At 40.3% G+C, this 15938-nt stretch carries 19 protein-coding genes; 2 read left to right on the top strand and 17 right to left on the bottom strand.

The features are described from left to right. Positions 1-12: 12 nt before the first annotated feature. The 15 genes from LY11_RS16935 to LY11_RS16865 form a co-directional block, all read right to left on the bottom strand. A complete protein-coding gene (locus LY11_RS16935) occupies positions 13-1380 on the bottom strand; it encodes a hypothetical protein (protein WP_111634832.1) in 1368 nt (455 codons plus the stop codon). An 8-nt stretch (positions 1381-1388) separates the two neighbouring features. Next, a complete protein-coding gene (traM, locus tag LY11_RS16930; protein WP_111634831.1) occupies positions 1389-2450 on the bottom strand; it encodes a conjugative transposon protein TraM in 1062 nt (353 codons plus the stop codon). A gap of 24 nt (positions 2451-2474) precedes the next feature. After that, positions 2475-2690, bottom strand: coding sequence for a hypothetical protein (locus LY11_RS16925; RefSeq protein ID WP_111634830.1), 216 nt, complete (start codon positions 2688-2690; stop codon positions 2475-2477). A 3-nt stretch (positions 2691-2693) separates the two neighbouring features. Continuing rightward, entirely contained in the window at positions 2694-3311 is a 618-nt protein-coding gene (gene traK, locus LY11_RS16920) for a conjugative transposon protein TraK (RefSeq protein WP_111634829.1), read from the bottom strand. Between the two features lie 27 nt (positions 3312-3338). Then, entirely contained in the window at positions 3339-4547 is a 1209-nt protein-coding gene (gene traJ, locus LY11_RS16915; protein ID WP_111634828.1) for a conjugative transposon protein TraJ, read from the bottom strand. Positions 4548-4558: 11 nt separating this feature from the next. Then, positions 4559-5191: a TerB family tellurite resistance protein gene (locus LY11_RS16910; protein WP_111634827.1), complete on the bottom strand. Its 633-nt coding sequence runs from the start codon at positions 5189-5191 to the stop codon at positions 4559-4561. Then, entirely contained in the window at positions 5178-5831 is a 654-nt protein-coding gene (locus LY11_RS16905; RefSeq protein ID WP_111634915.1) for a hypothetical protein, read from the bottom strand. Before LY11_RS16905 ends, LY11_RS16910 begins: the two co-directional genes overlap by 14 nt. Further along, the gene (locus LY11_RS16900) at positions 5815-6555 is read right to left on the bottom strand and encodes a conjugal transfer protein TraI (RefSeq protein WP_245952809.1); all 741 of its coding nucleotides are present in this window, start codon (positions 6553-6555) and stop codon (positions 5815-5817) included. The genes LY11_RS16905 and LY11_RS16900 overlap by 17 nt, the downstream gene beginning before the upstream one ends. Before the next feature lie 45 nt (positions 6556-6600). Continuing rightward, on the bottom strand, positions 6601-6978 hold the full coding sequence (locus LY11_RS16895) for a hypothetical protein (protein ID WP_111634826.1): 378 nt from the start codon (positions 6976-6978) through the stop codon (positions 6601-6603). 4 nt (positions 6979-6982) lie between these two features. Further along, positions 6983-9445: a TraG family conjugative transposon ATPase gene (locus LY11_RS16890; protein ID WP_111634825.1), complete on the bottom strand. Its 2463-nt coding sequence runs from the start codon at positions 9443-9445 to the stop codon at positions 6983-6985. Beyond that, on the bottom strand, positions 9429-9767 hold the full coding sequence (locus LY11_RS16885; RefSeq protein ID WP_111634824.1) for a DUF4133 domain-containing protein: 339 nt from the start codon (positions 9765-9767) through the stop codon (positions 9429-9431). The genes LY11_RS16890 and LY11_RS16885 overlap by 17 nt, the downstream gene beginning before the upstream one ends. A 2-nt stretch (positions 9768-9769) precedes the next feature. After that, positions 9770-10120, bottom strand: coding sequence for a DUF4134 domain-containing protein (locus LY11_RS16880; protein WP_111634823.1), 351 nt, complete (start codon positions 10118-10120; stop codon positions 9770-9772). Between the two features lie 47 nt (positions 10121-10167). Beyond that, a complete protein-coding gene (locus tag LY11_RS16875; protein WP_111634822.1) occupies positions 10168-10683 on the bottom strand; it encodes a hypothetical protein in 516 nt (171 codons plus the stop codon). A gap of 125 nt (positions 10684-10808) precedes the next feature. Then, positions 10809-11678 carry an RteC domain-containing protein gene (locus LY11_RS16870; protein ID WP_170132711.1) on the bottom strand — a complete coding sequence of 290 codons (870 nt, stop codon included), beginning with the start codon at positions 11676-11678 and terminating at the stop codon, positions 10809-10811. A gap of 571 nt (positions 11679-12249) precedes the next feature. Next, positions 12250-13512 carry a hypothetical protein gene (locus tag LY11_RS16865; protein WP_111634820.1) on the bottom strand — a complete coding sequence of 421 codons (1263 nt, stop codon included), beginning with the start codon at positions 13510-13512 and terminating at the stop codon, positions 12250-12252. Positions 13513-13792: 280 nt separating this feature from the next. Between LY11_RS16865 and LY11_RS16860 the strand changes: the two genes are divergently transcribed. After that, positions 13793-14359, top strand: a complete 567-nt coding sequence (locus LY11_RS16860; protein ID WP_111634819.1) for a hypothetical protein — start codon at positions 13793-13795, stop codon at positions 14357-14359. A gap of 294 nt (positions 14360-14653) precedes the next feature. Further along, positions 14654-15028, top strand: a complete 375-nt coding sequence (locus LY11_RS16855) for a hypothetical protein (protein WP_111634818.1) — start codon at positions 14654-14656, stop codon at positions 15026-15028. Positions 15029-15076: 48 nt separating this feature from the next. Here LY11_RS16855 and LY11_RS16850 read toward each other — a convergent pair whose 3' ends face one another. Continuing rightward, positions 15077-15631 (bottom strand): RagB/SusD family nutrient uptake outer membrane protein, encoded by a 555-nt coding sequence (locus tag LY11_RS16850; RefSeq protein ID WP_111634817.1) that lies wholly within the window; start codon positions 15629-15631, stop codon positions 15077-15079. Positions 15632-15635: 4 nt separating this feature from the next. Further along, positions 15636-15938, bottom strand: a 303-nt coding sequence (locus LY11_RS16845) for an IS3 family transposase (RefSeq protein ID WP_146610862.1), incomplete at its 5' end; no start/stop codon positions are given.

The raw sequence follows: 15938 nt of genomic DNA, 5'->3' as shown, positions 1-15938 counted from the left end.
GGTTAAATTGGTTCAACGGATGATTCTCATTTGATTATCCTGCTGAACTTCCTTTTGTTGAATAATATTTGTTTCCTTGTTTTTATGCTGTTTTACAGGGTGAATGATCCTTTTTAGTGAGGATATGCTTATCGGCTTTCTTTCCGCATCGAAAAATTCCACCTTTCTTGCAGAAGGATCAGCGGTGACACTATACCTACCGTTTCCATTGACCTGAAATTCCACCCGGTTGCCTGCTTCAAGTCCGCGTCTAATTGAATCATTGGCAACAGTATAAAATTCCAGCTGTGTTCCGCTTTCCAGCAGTACCTGTTTCAAATCGTAGTCATAATTTGGTGGATAGATGAGCAACTGGGGTTTTAAATCATTTTCCTGTTGCCTATCAAGCTGTATCCATCTTTGGGAATGGGAGCCATCTGCGTTTTCATAACTTTTATATACTGGCCTGCCCTGTAAAAGATTTACGGCTTCAGTCAGGGTAATCCTGCTTTCAGCAGAAAAGTTGAAGCTTATCTTTTCGCCATTTTCTTTAGTGAGGGCTACATCATAGCCATTAAACTGGTAACTTCCTAGCTTGCTCTTTTCCAGATTGACATTGACTTCAATTTTATTATTGTTATTTAATCCACTCAACGATCTTAATTCAACTACAGGACTTTCAAAGTCAAGTTTATTTTGCAGGTTATCTACAAAATGATGAAGACCCGCTGATTTAAACTGTCCGTTTAGCGCCTGAAGATTCTCGCTTTTGTTTCTGTTGAACTGCTCCAAATGAGCAGGCTTGTCGATAATGAAAACTTTGAGGCGGTGCAACATCCTGACAAAAGGATTAGGATACAGTTCCTTTTGCAGTTTGGCAGTAACCGTTTTAATCGCTTGCATAAAAAGTTTTTCATTCTCTGTAGGGTTTCCAGACAGGCGAGCTAAGCCATTACTTAAGAAGTTATATTTGTACTTTAGTGAGTTCCTGTCATTGGTTACCCCTGCAAGACTTTCAATCTGTTTTTCCTGGCGCTCCCAATTTTCCCAGAGCTGTTTCGCTCTATTGACCTTTACATCCATGCTAACGTTATTTAATTTTAATGTTGAATTTGGGTTATCTATTTCAGTCTTTAATGATGACCGTAATTGAGTTCTTTCCAGCTCTTTCAGCTCATAGATCAGGTTGCCAATTGGTACGGCTTCATGCCAGTTCCATATCTGCTGATACTCTTTTGCATAACTTATAGCTTCAGATTCGCCCGCGAAGCATTGAAGGTCATACCGGGAACTGATTGGATTGTCGGTGTCATAGACCACCCATTTATGCCCACTTGCGGCCTGCTTTTCCAGATGATCCCGCAGATCTCCGGCCATCAATGGATCACTTAAGTTTGCCATAAGATCCGTTATCGGGTTTTAAGCTGATTATTACGTAAGAGGATCGGACGACCAGCCTGTATTTTGACTTTCACCTTTCTTAATTTTTTGCTCATCAGGTTCTTTGCAGCGTCAATTCCGGCACCTGCAACCTGTGTAGCCAAGGTCTGATCTATCCCCATTAAACCTATGTCACGAACGGCCTGATCTGTACCACTGTTGACGGCATCGGTAAGCATGGCTTCAGGAGCATCGATGCCAAGCATTCCATCCAGGCTATATACAGAAAGGTCAACAGGAATAATAGATGTGCCCAACCGGATCTGTTTGATGTCCAGTAACAGGCGCTGATTGACGATTTTGCAGGCGCCATAAAGATTGTGTCCTTTTGGGATCAGAACGCCTTTAATCCGTAAGGTATCCTGCAAAATAAGTTTGACGGTTGCGCCCTGTACAACTTTTTTACTTTCGGCAAGTGTGGCTGGAATAGCGCGGAACTGACTGTCTGCGCTCACCGTTTGTTGCTCCTTGTATTTTTGCTGTAGGCGTTCTGGATGCTGAATATCCAAAATATTCTGCATCAGCCCGTTTAGCTGTTGCATTTCCGGATCTTCAGTTTTATTTTCCTGCATGGTTTTCATCAGCGCTTCAAGCCTGTCCACATCACTTTTTATAGATGATGGCTGATTATGTACTGCGGAAGTTCCCCTTCGGTAATCTGTGGGTTCAATCGGTTTATTGATCTCCCTGTTCAGCGCTTCCAGTTTGGTGTTGATCTCTCTGGTCTGGGGCTGTTCGACCTGGCTATTAAAGCCAAGGTTTTTTGCCACATCTGCAATGCTGTTAGCTCTTCTGTTCAATGAGTCTTTGTCCGCCTGGTCATAGTAGTCTATTTTTTCCTTTGGCTGATCTTTTTTAAATGCGGCATCAGGCAGGCTTTGATTGATCCCGCCTTTCACATTCTGCTGGCCTGACAAATCATCGCCTTTTCCACCGCCCAATAAGTGGAAGCCCGATGCGAGCAAAGGCACGATGAGCAAGGGTAGCAACAACAGGATTTTCCTCTTGTCAATTCGTTTTTTAGTTTCCATATCTTAATATTTTGAAATGAATAATTAATTAATTACGCTGATGATCAGGAACAGGCAGTACGCTCCATACAGGGCGCAAAACAGTATTAGCAGGAAAAGCAATGTTTTCCCGTTAAGGGAGTTCACCTTTCTGTTTAAGTGCTTTGCAAGCTTTTGCCCCTGTCTGTTTACTTTTTGAGAAAGTTGATCGGAAAATGTATTTCCTTCATTTCTTTCCGGTGATTTGGTGAAAAATTTCATGGCTTATGATTTAGGGGGTAAATCCTGATTTTCTAATATTTCCCAGTTGCGGATGATAAAGCCGTGAGGATTCTCATCGGTCTGCTCTTTGAGATCATAGACATACCCCTGCGTAACGAGCCTGCGAAAAACAGTACTGCTTGACCTGACCAGCTTTTCGGTGCCGTAATAGGTGAACTGATAGGGATACTGTTCTATATTTAACTTTATACTGTCCAGCTGAACTTCCTTTGCGATATTGGCTGAGATCAGGTTATTATAATATCCTGATTCCCTAAGATTGTCGTACTGTTTTTTTGCCGATTCGTCGGACAGATACAAAGCCCTGCCCACGGTTGCCCTGATTGCCTTATCATCGGGGTTCAGGTTGAAGAAAAGCTGATGAAACGTTTTGATGTGATCTCTCAATTCCACCGGAATGTTGCTTTTCTTATCTGAAGCAACTGCCTCTAATACTTTTCCGTTATACAGGATATAAATCCGGTTACTGGCTTTTTCAATGACCCTGACATTGTAGAAAATTGAAAAGCAAGCAATGGAAACTGCCGCAATGATCAGAAAAATGCTGAACGTCTTGATGTGCTTAAAAGCAGAATCAATATTTCTAAATTGTGTGAACATAATAATCGTGTTTAATGGTTGAAAATGCTAACTCGGTTTTCCCGAAAGCTTATCTTTGAAATAATCCTGACCCGATGCCTCTGCCATACTTTTATCAAGGTTACGGCGGGAATCATCAAAGCGGTCAACGATCATTCCGGCACCGGCCTGTGCGCCAGCCATACTTTTGGCACCGACCTTTTGCCCTGCACCGCCTGCCATACCTACCATAGAGTTGACTTTGTTCAATAGAGAATTACCACCTCCCGCATGAATAATAGCGTTTGCGACATTAGGTACGCAGAAGTAACCGAAAATTCCAATGATCATAAAAATCAGGTATGCGGTGTCTTCTGAACTGAAAAACGTGTCACCAGTTTGCTGTGCCTCGCTGATATCAAGTTTGATCATGTTTTGCTGGATTTTACCTAATATCGCCCCGAAAATGTTAGCAATGGGAAGCCAAAGGTAGGTGTTGATGTACCTTGCAATCCAGACGGAAAGGGTATGTTGCAGGCCATCAAAAACGGCAAACCCAAATACTAAAGGACCAAGTATAGCCAGAACGATCAAAAAGAAAGTACGAACGGTATTGATACATAAAGAGGCGGCATAATAACCCAATTGAAGCACCTCACTCAAAAATTTCTTAAAGCCCTGCCTCATTTTGTAGTCCTGTTTATCAGCCCAAAAAAGGATATTATTGCCAATTGCTGCGTACCAACTTTCCTCCTTACCTTGTTCTACTTCTTTGGGATGTGTGTATTTGTACCACTCTTTCCGGTCACCAAGACCGTCATCACCCACCAGTGCCTTCCATTTTTGGGTCTTTTTCAGCTCTAATTCTTTTTGTAAAAGCAGGGCTTTAATAGCCTTATCACTGTCTTTGACCATAGCATTGGTACCAAGCACGGTGGGTTTTAGCACACCATTCATTACGCCAAGCACGGCGGGGAAAAACATGATCGCCAGTCCCAAAGCAAATGGGCGCAATAAGGGGTAAAAGTCGATAGGTTCGGCGCGGGCAATATTGCCCCAAACCCGGCTGGCAATATACCAGAGGGCACCAAAACCAGCTATACCCATTGCAACCGACATCAGGTCTTTGCAAAGGGGGATCATTTCATCATAGACCTTATCCAAAACAGATTGTAGTCCTTTTACTTCCTCGGAAAAATCCATAGCCATCCCTGAGAAAGGAAATAGCAATAAAGCAGTAACCACCAGAAGTGGTATTTTTATTTTCTTTGTTCTCATAACAGTAAGGATTAGGGGTATAAGTTTAGACTCTGTTTAATATCTGCCCTATGTTTCTCCCGTTGCAGGGAAAGTATGAGGGTTTCACTGTTGAAGCTCCGTAAGAACATCAGCTTATCCTGTGTGTCTTCAAAAATCTGGTCAATGGCACTTAGGCGCTCCTCATCACTCATTCTAAGTTGTGACGAGGTAATGATCATTAATAGTTGATCGAGATTATCTACGCTCTGATCAAATAGCTGTTTGTAGACCCTGCCCAGATAATCGACTTCAGTAGGGTTAAAATTACCCGTGGCTTTAAAGTTGCTGAACGCCGATTTATATTCGGATACAATCCGTTTTTGATAGGAGATAATGTCAATCACGCGCCTGTATTTTTTGACTTCGGGACTGACCAGCATCAGACCGTCCAAAAAAACTTCATGAAGGGAAAAATTTCCCTGTGAAATATCCTTGATGGCATTGTAACCACCTGAAACAATGGTATACCCTTTTTTCATGTCCTGCAGAATATTCTTCATCTGACTTAATTTTTCGACATTTAAGAGCAGCTGTTGTACTTCCGTAGATTGTGCTTTAATTTTGGTAATTCCTGTGATCATCAAAAGCATGATCACAAAGGGCATGAGCTTAATAGTTTTCATAGCTTTTTCTTAAACGGTTAATAAAATCCTGTTCTTTTTCTCTCTGGTTGATCAGTGTCATTACCTGCCCCACGAAATCTATGGTGAATCCATATTTATCGGTAATGGAACTGTAAATGCGGTCAAGCCGCCTGATGCGTTCCTTTTCGCTCATTTCCACCTTACCCCAAGTAATTACCAGTAGTAGTTCCTCTAAGTCTTTTGCACACTCATCCATCACTTTTTCCCGTACGTCAAGAATATACAATTGATTGGATAGCGATAGGGATTCACTGGATTTGACCGATCCAAATGCCCTGCTGATATTAAGCTGGATTTCGATGATCTCTGCAACTTTGATATTATTTCGGATGACAGGGCTTACCGCTTTCAGCGAAGTGATGTAGGCCGTATGCAGACCAAACTCACCACCAGTAATATCTTTTATACTCTGAAGACCTGTACTGGCAATATCATAGCCTTTTTTCGCGTAACCAATGTACACTTGCAAGGCGGCGATCTGTTCAAGCAGGTATTTTTTTTGAGTTTTTTTCTGGTTAAAGAACTCTCCAAAAGTTTGTGCCTGGGTAAGCTGAGAGGTGAATGCCATGAACAGGCAGACCAAAACAGCCATTTTACTGATGTTATTCTTCGATTCCATAAATTTCTTTGAGTTTAGCAGTTTCATCCAGCGAGTTTGATCTCTGGATACTGGTGGAAATATTCTGACTGTTGAATTTTTTGAGATCTGAGTAATTGACATCCATCTGATCTGCGGCCTTGTTAATGATCACGAGCCTTTCTGCATCGCTCATTTGTGTTTTAAAGGAGCTTATCACGAGCAGGATCTGGTCAAGGTTTTGGATACTTTCCTCCAAAATGCCCGAATAAATTTTCTCCATATACTCCAGCTCTTCGGCCTTGAAATGTTTGTCCTGCCGGAAAAGGTTCCACGCCCATTTATACTCGTCAACTATGGCAATCTGCTTAGCGGTAAGATCCTTGATGCGTTTGTAATAAGCGATGGATGACTTGATTTTCCATAGCTCATCATAATATTCGCTATATAGGTTCTTTTGCTTCTCTGTCCAATCGGCGATCTCGGTCAGCTTTAGTTTGGACAATTGGTTTTCTAGTACCTTTTGCGCATTTTGTAACCAGATGGTTTCATTCTGTAGGCGCTGTATTTTCAGGTCTACTGCTTTAATTACTTTTTTTACGCCTGCTTTGATCACTTCAACAACGGCAATCTGTGCGTTAGCCCCTGTGGGCATCGCAACAAAAAGCGTCATTGCACTGACTGGCAGGATGACCATGTACTTTTTCATAAGATTCTTGATTTTACCGGAGTATGGCCATACTCCGGTTAGTTTTCTAATATTCATATCGATATGATTAATTGGTATTTACTTGGAAATCTCTGATGATGATTAAGGTAGCTCTAGCTTCTGATACGCTCTCTGCCGGATACAGAGTTTACCGGATTGAGGATAAAATGTGATGAGTTTTACAGGGAAGGGCACCTTTAACGTTCTGGTGCCACTATCATAAATCGCGGTCCATTCTTCACTTGCATATTCTCTATTTCCGATTTCATTTTTAGAAATAAGGTTATATCCAGTTTTTCGATGGATCACATAATTATTACTTTCTCCTGTGAACTCAATAATAAGTGTATCGCTGGCTTTACTTTTTGAACTGCCTGTAGTATCCACATAGGTTCCAGGGATAAAAGACCTCGTGTCGTTGTTGTTACAGGCAAAAATTATCATCACTGCGAGCACCAATAAAATGCTAAGTGTTTTCATAAGGCTATTTTTTAGTTTTTAATTCCTTTGCAAGTACCGCTATACCCTTTTGGATACTTCCATATTTTCTGGCGTATTCCTGAACCTGGTTCTTTTCCCGCTCTTCGGTGGTATAAGTCAAATATTCCTCTAGGGATACTTCTGTACGGTAAACCTTGGAATGTTCACTACCCAGTGAAATGAAGACCTCTTTGTATTTTTTGTCGGGATCGTTTGCTTTATTCAGGGAAAGAATCTGCGCCTTTTCTTTATCGGTTAATCCCAATAGCTCCTGTATCTGGTCGAACTTATTCTGGTACTTGCTCTGATCGAGCAGAATTTTGCAATCGCTGTTATTAATGATGGCGTTTTTAACAATGGGTGAGCCGATAATGTCATCCACTTCTTGGGTAACGACGATAGGCTCCCCAAAAAACTTACGCATGGTTTTGAACAGGTAACGCACATATTCCGCTGTCCCAGGCTTTGCAATCGCCTTCCAGCATTCCTCAATCAGCATTACCTTTCGGATACCTTTTAGCTTACGCATCTTTGATATCACCAATTCAAAAATCACCATTACAGTTACTGTAAACAGAATTGGATGATCCTTCAAATTGTCCAGCTCGAAGACTATGAACCGTTCATGAAGCATATCAAGATTTTCCGTAGCGTTCAGCAGGTAATCAAATTCGCCGCCTTTGTAATAAGGGTTGAGGACATACAAAAAGTTCCCAATGTCAAAATCTTTTTCTTTCACTTTGCCGTGTTCCAGTACCTGCATATACTCGGACATCAGAAAATCGTAAAACGAGTTAAAGCATGGAAAAACATCAGGATTGCGATCCAAATGGGCAAGATATAAGGTCAGGGCGTTCGAGACAGCTACATACTCCGACCTTGTATAAGGCTCATCATCCTTTTTCCATAGCGCCAAAAGCAAGGTCTTAATGCTTTCCCGCTTTTCGGTATCCATCATGTCACCATCTGATAAATAAAATGGATTGAACCGGATTGGATCATCTTCCGAATAAGTAAAATAATAGCCGTCTACCAGATCGCATAGTCCCCTGTAGCTATGACCAATATCCATAATCACCACATGCGAGCCTTGTTCATGATAACTGCGCATCATGTGATTCGTGAAGAAACTTTTACCTGAGCCACTTGGTCCGCACAAAAATTTTGACCTGTTTCCGATCCAGGATAATTCCATAGGCAGATCACTGATATCCACATGAACCGGATTTCCCGTTAAACGATCCCCTAACCTGATACCAAAAGGACTGAGGGAAGATTTGTAGTTGGTCTCCAAATTGAAAAAGCAGGTTGATTGCTCCAAAAAAGTGTCAAAGGTGTCATTCATTGGGAAGTCAGCTTCATTGCCAGGCAATCCTGCAAACCAGATTTGAGCCTGTCCATCTGTTTCCTGTTTGGCAACAGCATCCATCTGCGCCATTGCTGAACCAACCAGATTTTTTAAGTCTGCGGTTTTAGTTGGATCATCCGACCATACGAGTACGTTAAAGTGGGCTTTAACTGGTAACTTACCTGAAGCAAGTGATTCATTTAAAAAGTCATTGGTAGCATCACGGTTTATGGCATTCTCGCGGGAATAGCCTGATAAGGATTGCAGTCGTAGTTTTTTTGCCTCCAGTCGTTTGATCGTCTGCTGTGCGTCTTCAATAAAAACATATTGGTTCAGGATGTGGTTGCAGTTCAGCAAAGCTCCCAATGGACTTGCAAAACCTATACTGAATTTTGTCCTGTCTGTGCTGTATTTATCGTAGTTGATACGGCTGCCGCATAAGGCAGGCAGGTCGTCCGCGTCGGCAAGCGCATACAGTTCCACTTTTTTATCTCCAACCTGTAGGCCGTCCTGAACATGAATGTCACGGATCATCGGCATTTGATCACGGCCTAACAGGAAACAGTAACGTTCAATAATTCCCGGCTTATTTGCCGTTCCTGCCAGCTCATCATCATCCAGCCTTTTTAAAGTGCATAACCCTGTGTCGGTAAGAATACGTTCAAATTGTCCTGCTGCATCTGAAAACTCCTGAAAAAGAAGTGGATCAATCGTTTGGGAGGGCACGATTGATTTACGGCAAATGTTGCTGTAGGATGAAGTTGATAGTTTCCTGCCAGATGGCTTTTTGGTCAAAAATATGAAGCACTCATGATCCAAATATGGGCGTTCATTAAAGAACTGCTCACTTGATCTGGATAAGAAACTTTGGCTGTTGTTCTGATAATCTGCTTTGTGCTTGGATGCTATAAACCAATCCTGTTTGTGAAACACGCTATGCTGAGGCAATAATTTGATTGCCCTTACCCAAGCTTGATGAAAAGTTTCATAGTCCCTTTCTGATAGGGTAAATATTTCTGGCAGGGTTGCACTGTAGACCATAGTAATATCTCCTGCCATAGAAAGAATGCAATTGTGTTCCACTTTGTAAATGGGTAATATTTTAGTTGCTTCGATCATAATGTTTATGCTTTAAGTGGGTGAATAAGCGTCTGGAACGGAATTTCAAATGATGCGGTAGGCTACGCTTGGCAAAGAATTTCATCAGGCCGTGTTCACCAAAACGGTAGCTCAAACGGAATATAACATAGAAAAGCGCGGTGCCCAGAATGATAATGGTTGGTACTAACAGATAGACACTTAATCCTGCTACGTAGCCAACTGCAAAAATCAACAACAGCAAGAGCAGGCCGATAGCCAGATAAGCGATATACTGTCCTTTCAGTCCTTTGAACATAATCGGCTTACTCACACCTTTATTAATTTGATAGATGCTCGACATGGCTAAACCCCGAAAAATGATTTTAAAACAGTTGCTACAATCACCAGGAATATGCAGGAGCCAAACCATGAAGATGCCACTTTGGATGTGTCAGGTTCTCCGGCATTCCATTTATTGAAAACTTTAACAGCGCCTATGATGCCCATTACCGCACCGATGGCATACATTAAAGTACAGCCTGTATCAAAATATCCTGCAACTTCGTCTGCTGCTTTTTGGATACCAGCTTCCCCATTTCCATTCTGGGCGTTAGCGGCAGTGATCGATAATATATGGTAGGTACAGATGGTATAAGCCATCAGGAGCCATTTTCCAAAGAGTTGTTTTTTATGATTAATGAATTGATTTTTCATTGTGCTATATTTTAAAGGTGAAATAGAAAAGGTTTGGGAATTAGAGATTACCAGAGGTCTTCCAGCTCTTCAGGAGAAAGATGAAAAGAGGCATTAGACAGGATAAATTCGTTGATCTGGGGAAGGCTGGGACTTGACGCGATCTTTGGATAGCGGTTTTTGACTTCCCCGATTAATTTCAGGAAGTCCTGTTTGTTACCGTCTTCCTGACCAAGAATTTTAAAGATCAGCTTGATCTCCTCGATCACATCGGAAACCAGCCCAAGTTTCTCGGTCTTGTCTTCCGGCTCGGAGAATTGCAGTTCCTCCATGTCAATTACAGATACACCTTCGGGCATTTTAGATTTTCCCATCAGGTCATCATCTGTTTCAACAGGAAATTCATCTACTTTGTCGTCCCAGTAGTGAGGCAGGGGCTTGTCGGTGGGCTCTTCAGAAGGTTTACCCTTAAGAAAGGATTTCAGCTCTTTGCGGTAGAAGATCAGGATTACAGCTACGTACCAGATCAGCGTGAGTAGGGAGATTGCAACAAGGAAATGTTGCCAAGAAAATTGTTGTAACATAATACTTTACTTTTTCCCGATGCTCCATTGCACCGGGTTCAAAAGCAAAGTTTGGCAGGTGACGAATTTTTAATTGACAACCACTTGGGTAGGTGTCATAAATAAAGTGTCTGGGAGAAGCTATTTTAAGATTTAATTGCGGTTTTCTTGTCATTAGGATCATAAGCATCTTCATCGTCAATTTTTTTATTGACCGCTTTGACCATATCATCCAAATACTTTGTTCTGCTAAGGCGCTTACGGAGTTTAATTTCTAAGAACCGTCTGTATGGTCTTCCAATGCTTACATTAAAAACCTTCTCAAATTTTCTCACAAGCTCCCCAATCCCGATTTTGCCATGATTGACCTGCGCAGTGCAATAGATGCCATAGGCTATTTCCAGTAAGTTGATGGTTTCGCCTGTCCAGTTGGTTTCAATCTCATCTTCTGTAAAAGGATGAAATTCAAGTCCCGAAATTGCGTTTTCAAGGTATCGGGCAATTTGTTCATTGGCCATGATCCTCGCAAACATATAATCTCCGGCAGTGGAAAATCTTTCATCTTGATCGATGCGAAGTTTGCACAACCACCTTGGCGGATCTGTCACTCCCCTAACAAACAATTGAGGGTCAAGATAATCATCTTCTGATCTGTAGTAGGCATAAATTTGCCTGTTCACATCGAAAAAACGTTTAATTCCTTTGAGTTCATTTTCATAGTAACCTTTTAGGTGAGATACCCCTCCTTCAGGTTTGTCCATTTCTATACGCTCCACATCACTGTAAAATATTAAAAGGCAACTAAATTTAGGTTTGATCTCCTTAAAAAATATAACTTCCTCATCAACAGTGTTAAAGGAATAATCAAGCACTTTCTCTTTTAATCCGGTAAGATAGTGTGAAGTTGTCTCCACTCTGGCTTTTCTTTGTGCAACCATACTCTGGTCGGATGAGTCAATTTTCTCTAATGCCTCACGTACATCTTTGTAATGGCTTTCTGCAATTTCTTTGATCATAACGCTTGTTTTTAGGTAAATAATTGACAATTTGCTATGATTTATCATTCTAAAACAGTGACATACCTGACATATACAAGTTGTCAGGTATGAATAAAAATGGTCTTTGGAAAACGGAAACGGTGTTTTTAAGTTACACTATGGGGTTGTAATTTTTTTTGTTTTAGGTGTTTTTATTTGGTATAGGATAATTACATTTGATAATAATCAGCGAATTAAAAAGGAATACAAGGGACAGCAGTTGTGCTGAAAATAAAAGGGAATATATTTTGATGGTAATAAATGCTACAGTATGCCACGCTTGGGCGGTACCATGACCATAATCTCCATAAATTTTACAGACGTATTAAAAAACAATTAGGTTAATGCTCCTTCTATGTTATGCCAGAGAATAAAAAACAAAATAATGAAGGGTTTATTGACTTGCTCATTGACCAGTTACCAGTTAGTGAATACTTTAAAATGAAAAGTGCGGAATTAGGCTTTTCCACATTAAGAGATATTACAGATGTGGGATGGGGAAAGCTAATGAAAAGAGAAAATTTCTGCTATAGCTGGTTCAATGAACTGGTTAGGCTATTAAAAGGTCGAGGATTGCTGGATCTCTTAGAAACCAAATAAGCAAAAAGACTTTGAGCTGTTCCGCAAAATGTGTGTCGATATAATTGACCATTGACATCAGCCATGCACGTACCTTTCGGATTACTTTTGAGTGAAAAACCCAGCTGGGCGAAAATATATTCCTCATGTATTGTGGTGAAGCGTTCGCTGTCCGGTCAGTTCTTATATGACGTTCCACAAACCTGTATAAATTCGCATTGGAATCCGTTTTGATGAAACGAACGCCAACCATAACCTTGATTAAGAAGATCAGTTCTTCGATACTTGTAGCCACCTCAAAATAATACCACGATTTTTTATTTGCCGTTCCGTTTAAGATGGCCGGAGCCTGTACCTCTTTCATTTTTGTGATCAGTTCCAGCTCACGCCGGATGGAACCACTGACAGATTCGAGTAAGGTAGGAACTTCAGGGTTGTATCCCTTTCTAATTTCCGGGCGGATATTCTCAATTATTTTGAGCAGGTGAAGCAATTCAATTTCCTGCTCTTCGTAGGGTGCGTGCGGATCTACAATCCCTGAAACGAACTCCAGCATAAACTCATAAAAAGTCAACGTATTAAAGTTATAACCTATCAGTAGCTTAATTAACCTAAGTGTATCTTCTTCTGTGTCCGGTGAATCCACAAAGCGGCATAACCTATTTACCACTCTTGTGTAATAAACATATTGGTGCCAATTTCTAGTGCTGTAGGCTTCAGTTTCTTGAAAATGGTTAAGAAAATCATGTATTAACAGGATAAGATCATTGTTAACAGCCTTACTTTGCAGGCCGGAAATAATCAGGTTTTTTTTTGATCCTACATCCTTATTAACATAAAAGACCCAGCGGGGAACTTTTCCGTAAAAGTTAAAGCTTTTGGAGAAGTTCATCTTAAGAAACTCCAGAATCCTGACCACTTCGTTTTCAATATCGTTAAAAAGTTTCTTCATCCGAACTTCAAACCCGGTTGTTGATGCCTCAACGCCCTTATAATATTCAAAAACCTGATCAGCGAATTCGGTTAAGCGGTCCTGGGTTATTTTAATAAGGACAGAGAGTTTCTCTTCTGTATCCTGCTCACCGATGCGCTGCTGTAACCTTTCGCTAAAAGCACTCCATGTGTCTTTCAGTCCGGTTTCTTTTTCAGCATAGTCGCTATCTTTTAAACTGAAATCTTTCAGCTCCCCAAAAGCATCGGCATATGTCTGTAGTCTGGTTAGTACTTCGATCATAATGGGCTCATTTTTCTAAAATCTTCCCTTTAAGTTTGAGCATTTTTAGGATATATGATACTGGAAGAATGCAAGCTTCATAGGGATCAATAGGTAATTAAAAGTAAATATCACCAAATTGCGCATAAAAAAGAAATTATTTTTTGTCAGGTAAAAACCTATTTCTTTCCAAGATCATGCCCCATTTCAGCGAAATGTGACACTTTTTTATTGAAAAGTGTCATGTGAAATAATCGTTAAATCTTTGTTAATTGTGGGTTTTATCAATTTACCTATCGATATGGAAGCCCTTATAAAAAAACTGGAGTCCTTTAATACAGCTACTAAAGATTCCGTAGAAATGCTCAAAAATCTCTTTGTAAAAACAGAATTTAAAAAAGGCTGGGTCTTGGGTGATTCGCCTTGGCAACAGACACCGACACTATTTTATATATCCGAAGGATTACTTCGTGGCACGGTAGAATATGGAGAAACCGTATACACAATGTGGTTAATGGAAAGCGGCTTCTTAATTCCTGGCAACAGATTTCTGAGTAAGAGAAACGGCATCACCGAAATCGTTGAATTTCTTAGCGATACCAAAGCATACGCACTAAATCTCTATAGAGCCGATAACCTCGCAAAGGACAACGTCTCACTTTATAAAATGTTACTGGAGATTTATGAAGAAAATTTAATCGATGGACGTAAACGCGAATTAATGCTAAGAATGGATACGGCTACAGAAAGGATAAACTATTATAAAAAAACCAATCCTTCAATCATCTATAAGACCGATAAAAACATATTTGCCCCATACGTTAGGATGAGCGTACGCCATCTGGACAGGTTTAAAGGGGCGAAATAGTCAAAGAGGTAAGATATTCAGACACCTGTCTGAAATTTCCAGACACCTGACCAGAAAATCGAGACATGAGAACACTCATTTCGAGACATGGAACAGTAGTTCTCCTAATTTACATGCCTAACTTTAGATCAACAAATCAATTGTAAGTTAAACTAAAAAAGAAAGGGTTGCTGTGACAAAGAGTATAAACGTTGGAGTAGGTTACGTACCCGCTCGTGGGAAATCCCATATTACTGATATGATGAGCCTACTCATCTTAAACAACCTAATATTAAACTTAAACATTAAAGCCCTATGGCACTTACAAAAAAAGTAATGGGAGTGGTTGCAGCAATCGCCCTTGTTTTAACAACAGTATTAACTTTCGCTTTTAAAGCAGATAAGAATGTCAATAATAAAGCTGGTAAAACTCTAGCGTCATTATGGTATGAATATGATAACGTTGGACCCAGAACCAGCGCATCTAGTTATAATATAGTGGCTACTCAACCTTCTAATGATGGTGAGGCATCAGAATTTTGCCCAGAAACAGGTGAAGTTTGCCTTATCAAAGCACCAGAAGGAACAAGTGGTCACCCAGCTACTTTTAGTCCGACTTTGCAAACTGAAATAAATACAGCAGTAAGCAGTGATACAGAAACAGCAAATGTGAAACTAAGAGCTGACTAGCACTACAACATTTTAATTGGAGGTTAAAATTTAACCTCCAATTTTTTATTATCTATCATTTTGGGTCAGATTGCTCGATTGAATGATTTTTGTTGGAATTAGAGTGTTATATCTTTTATCGTTGGGAAGCAACTCAAAAATTTTGTTTCCTAATTTTCTTTTCAAAATAGGAGAATAATTAGGCTCCTTTCTTAGCCTTCTAATGTCCGACCATCTTAAACCTCTTACAATCATTTCTTTTCTTCTTTCTTTCAATATTTCATCCAATGCTTCTGCATTCGAAGTGAAATGTTTAGGGATAAAACTAGCTGTTGCAATTCTTTTAATTAGTAAGGTATTTAAATTACTACTGGCCTTCTCGATAAGTCCCATTCTGGCGTTGCACTCGGCGAGGATAAGATATTGCTCATCAGTCGCTATTCCATTAAAAAAAGCTCCAGCATAACTGCCATCGTAACTTCCTTTAACCGTGTATGACCCATCAGTATTTTTCTTAAAAAGGATAACCTTTCTTAAATCATTTTCGGCATAAGAATTATACAATATTGTATCTATTTTACATCTAGAGGGTGCCAATTGGAATTGCAACATTAAAGTTGACATTTAGTTAAGCGGCAATATTTTGTTTATTTAAGTTTCTACCAAATTCTTCTGGGGACAAGTACCCCAGTGTAGAATGTAATCTTTTACGGTTATACCAAGTCTCTATATATTCAAAAACGATGAGTGCTGCCTGCTCTTTGTCTGTGAACTTATGCTGATACACACATTCAGCTTTGAGCGTCTTGAAGAAGCTCTCCGCTACTGCGTTGTCCCAGCAATTTCCTTTTCTGCTCATGCTTCTGATGATCAAAGGATTTTTTTCCAGTAAGCATCTGAATTCGTTGCAAGCGTACTGAACTCCGCGGTC

It is taken from the genome of Pedobacter cryoconitis (assembly GCF_003259615.1).
In the GTDB taxonomy this organism is placed as follows: domain Bacteria; phylum Bacteroidota; class Bacteroidia; order Sphingobacteriales; family Sphingobacteriaceae; genus Pedobacter; species Pedobacter cryoconitis.
Note: the sequence above shows the minus strand (reverse complement) of the source record. Positions and strands in the feature narration are given on the sequence as shown.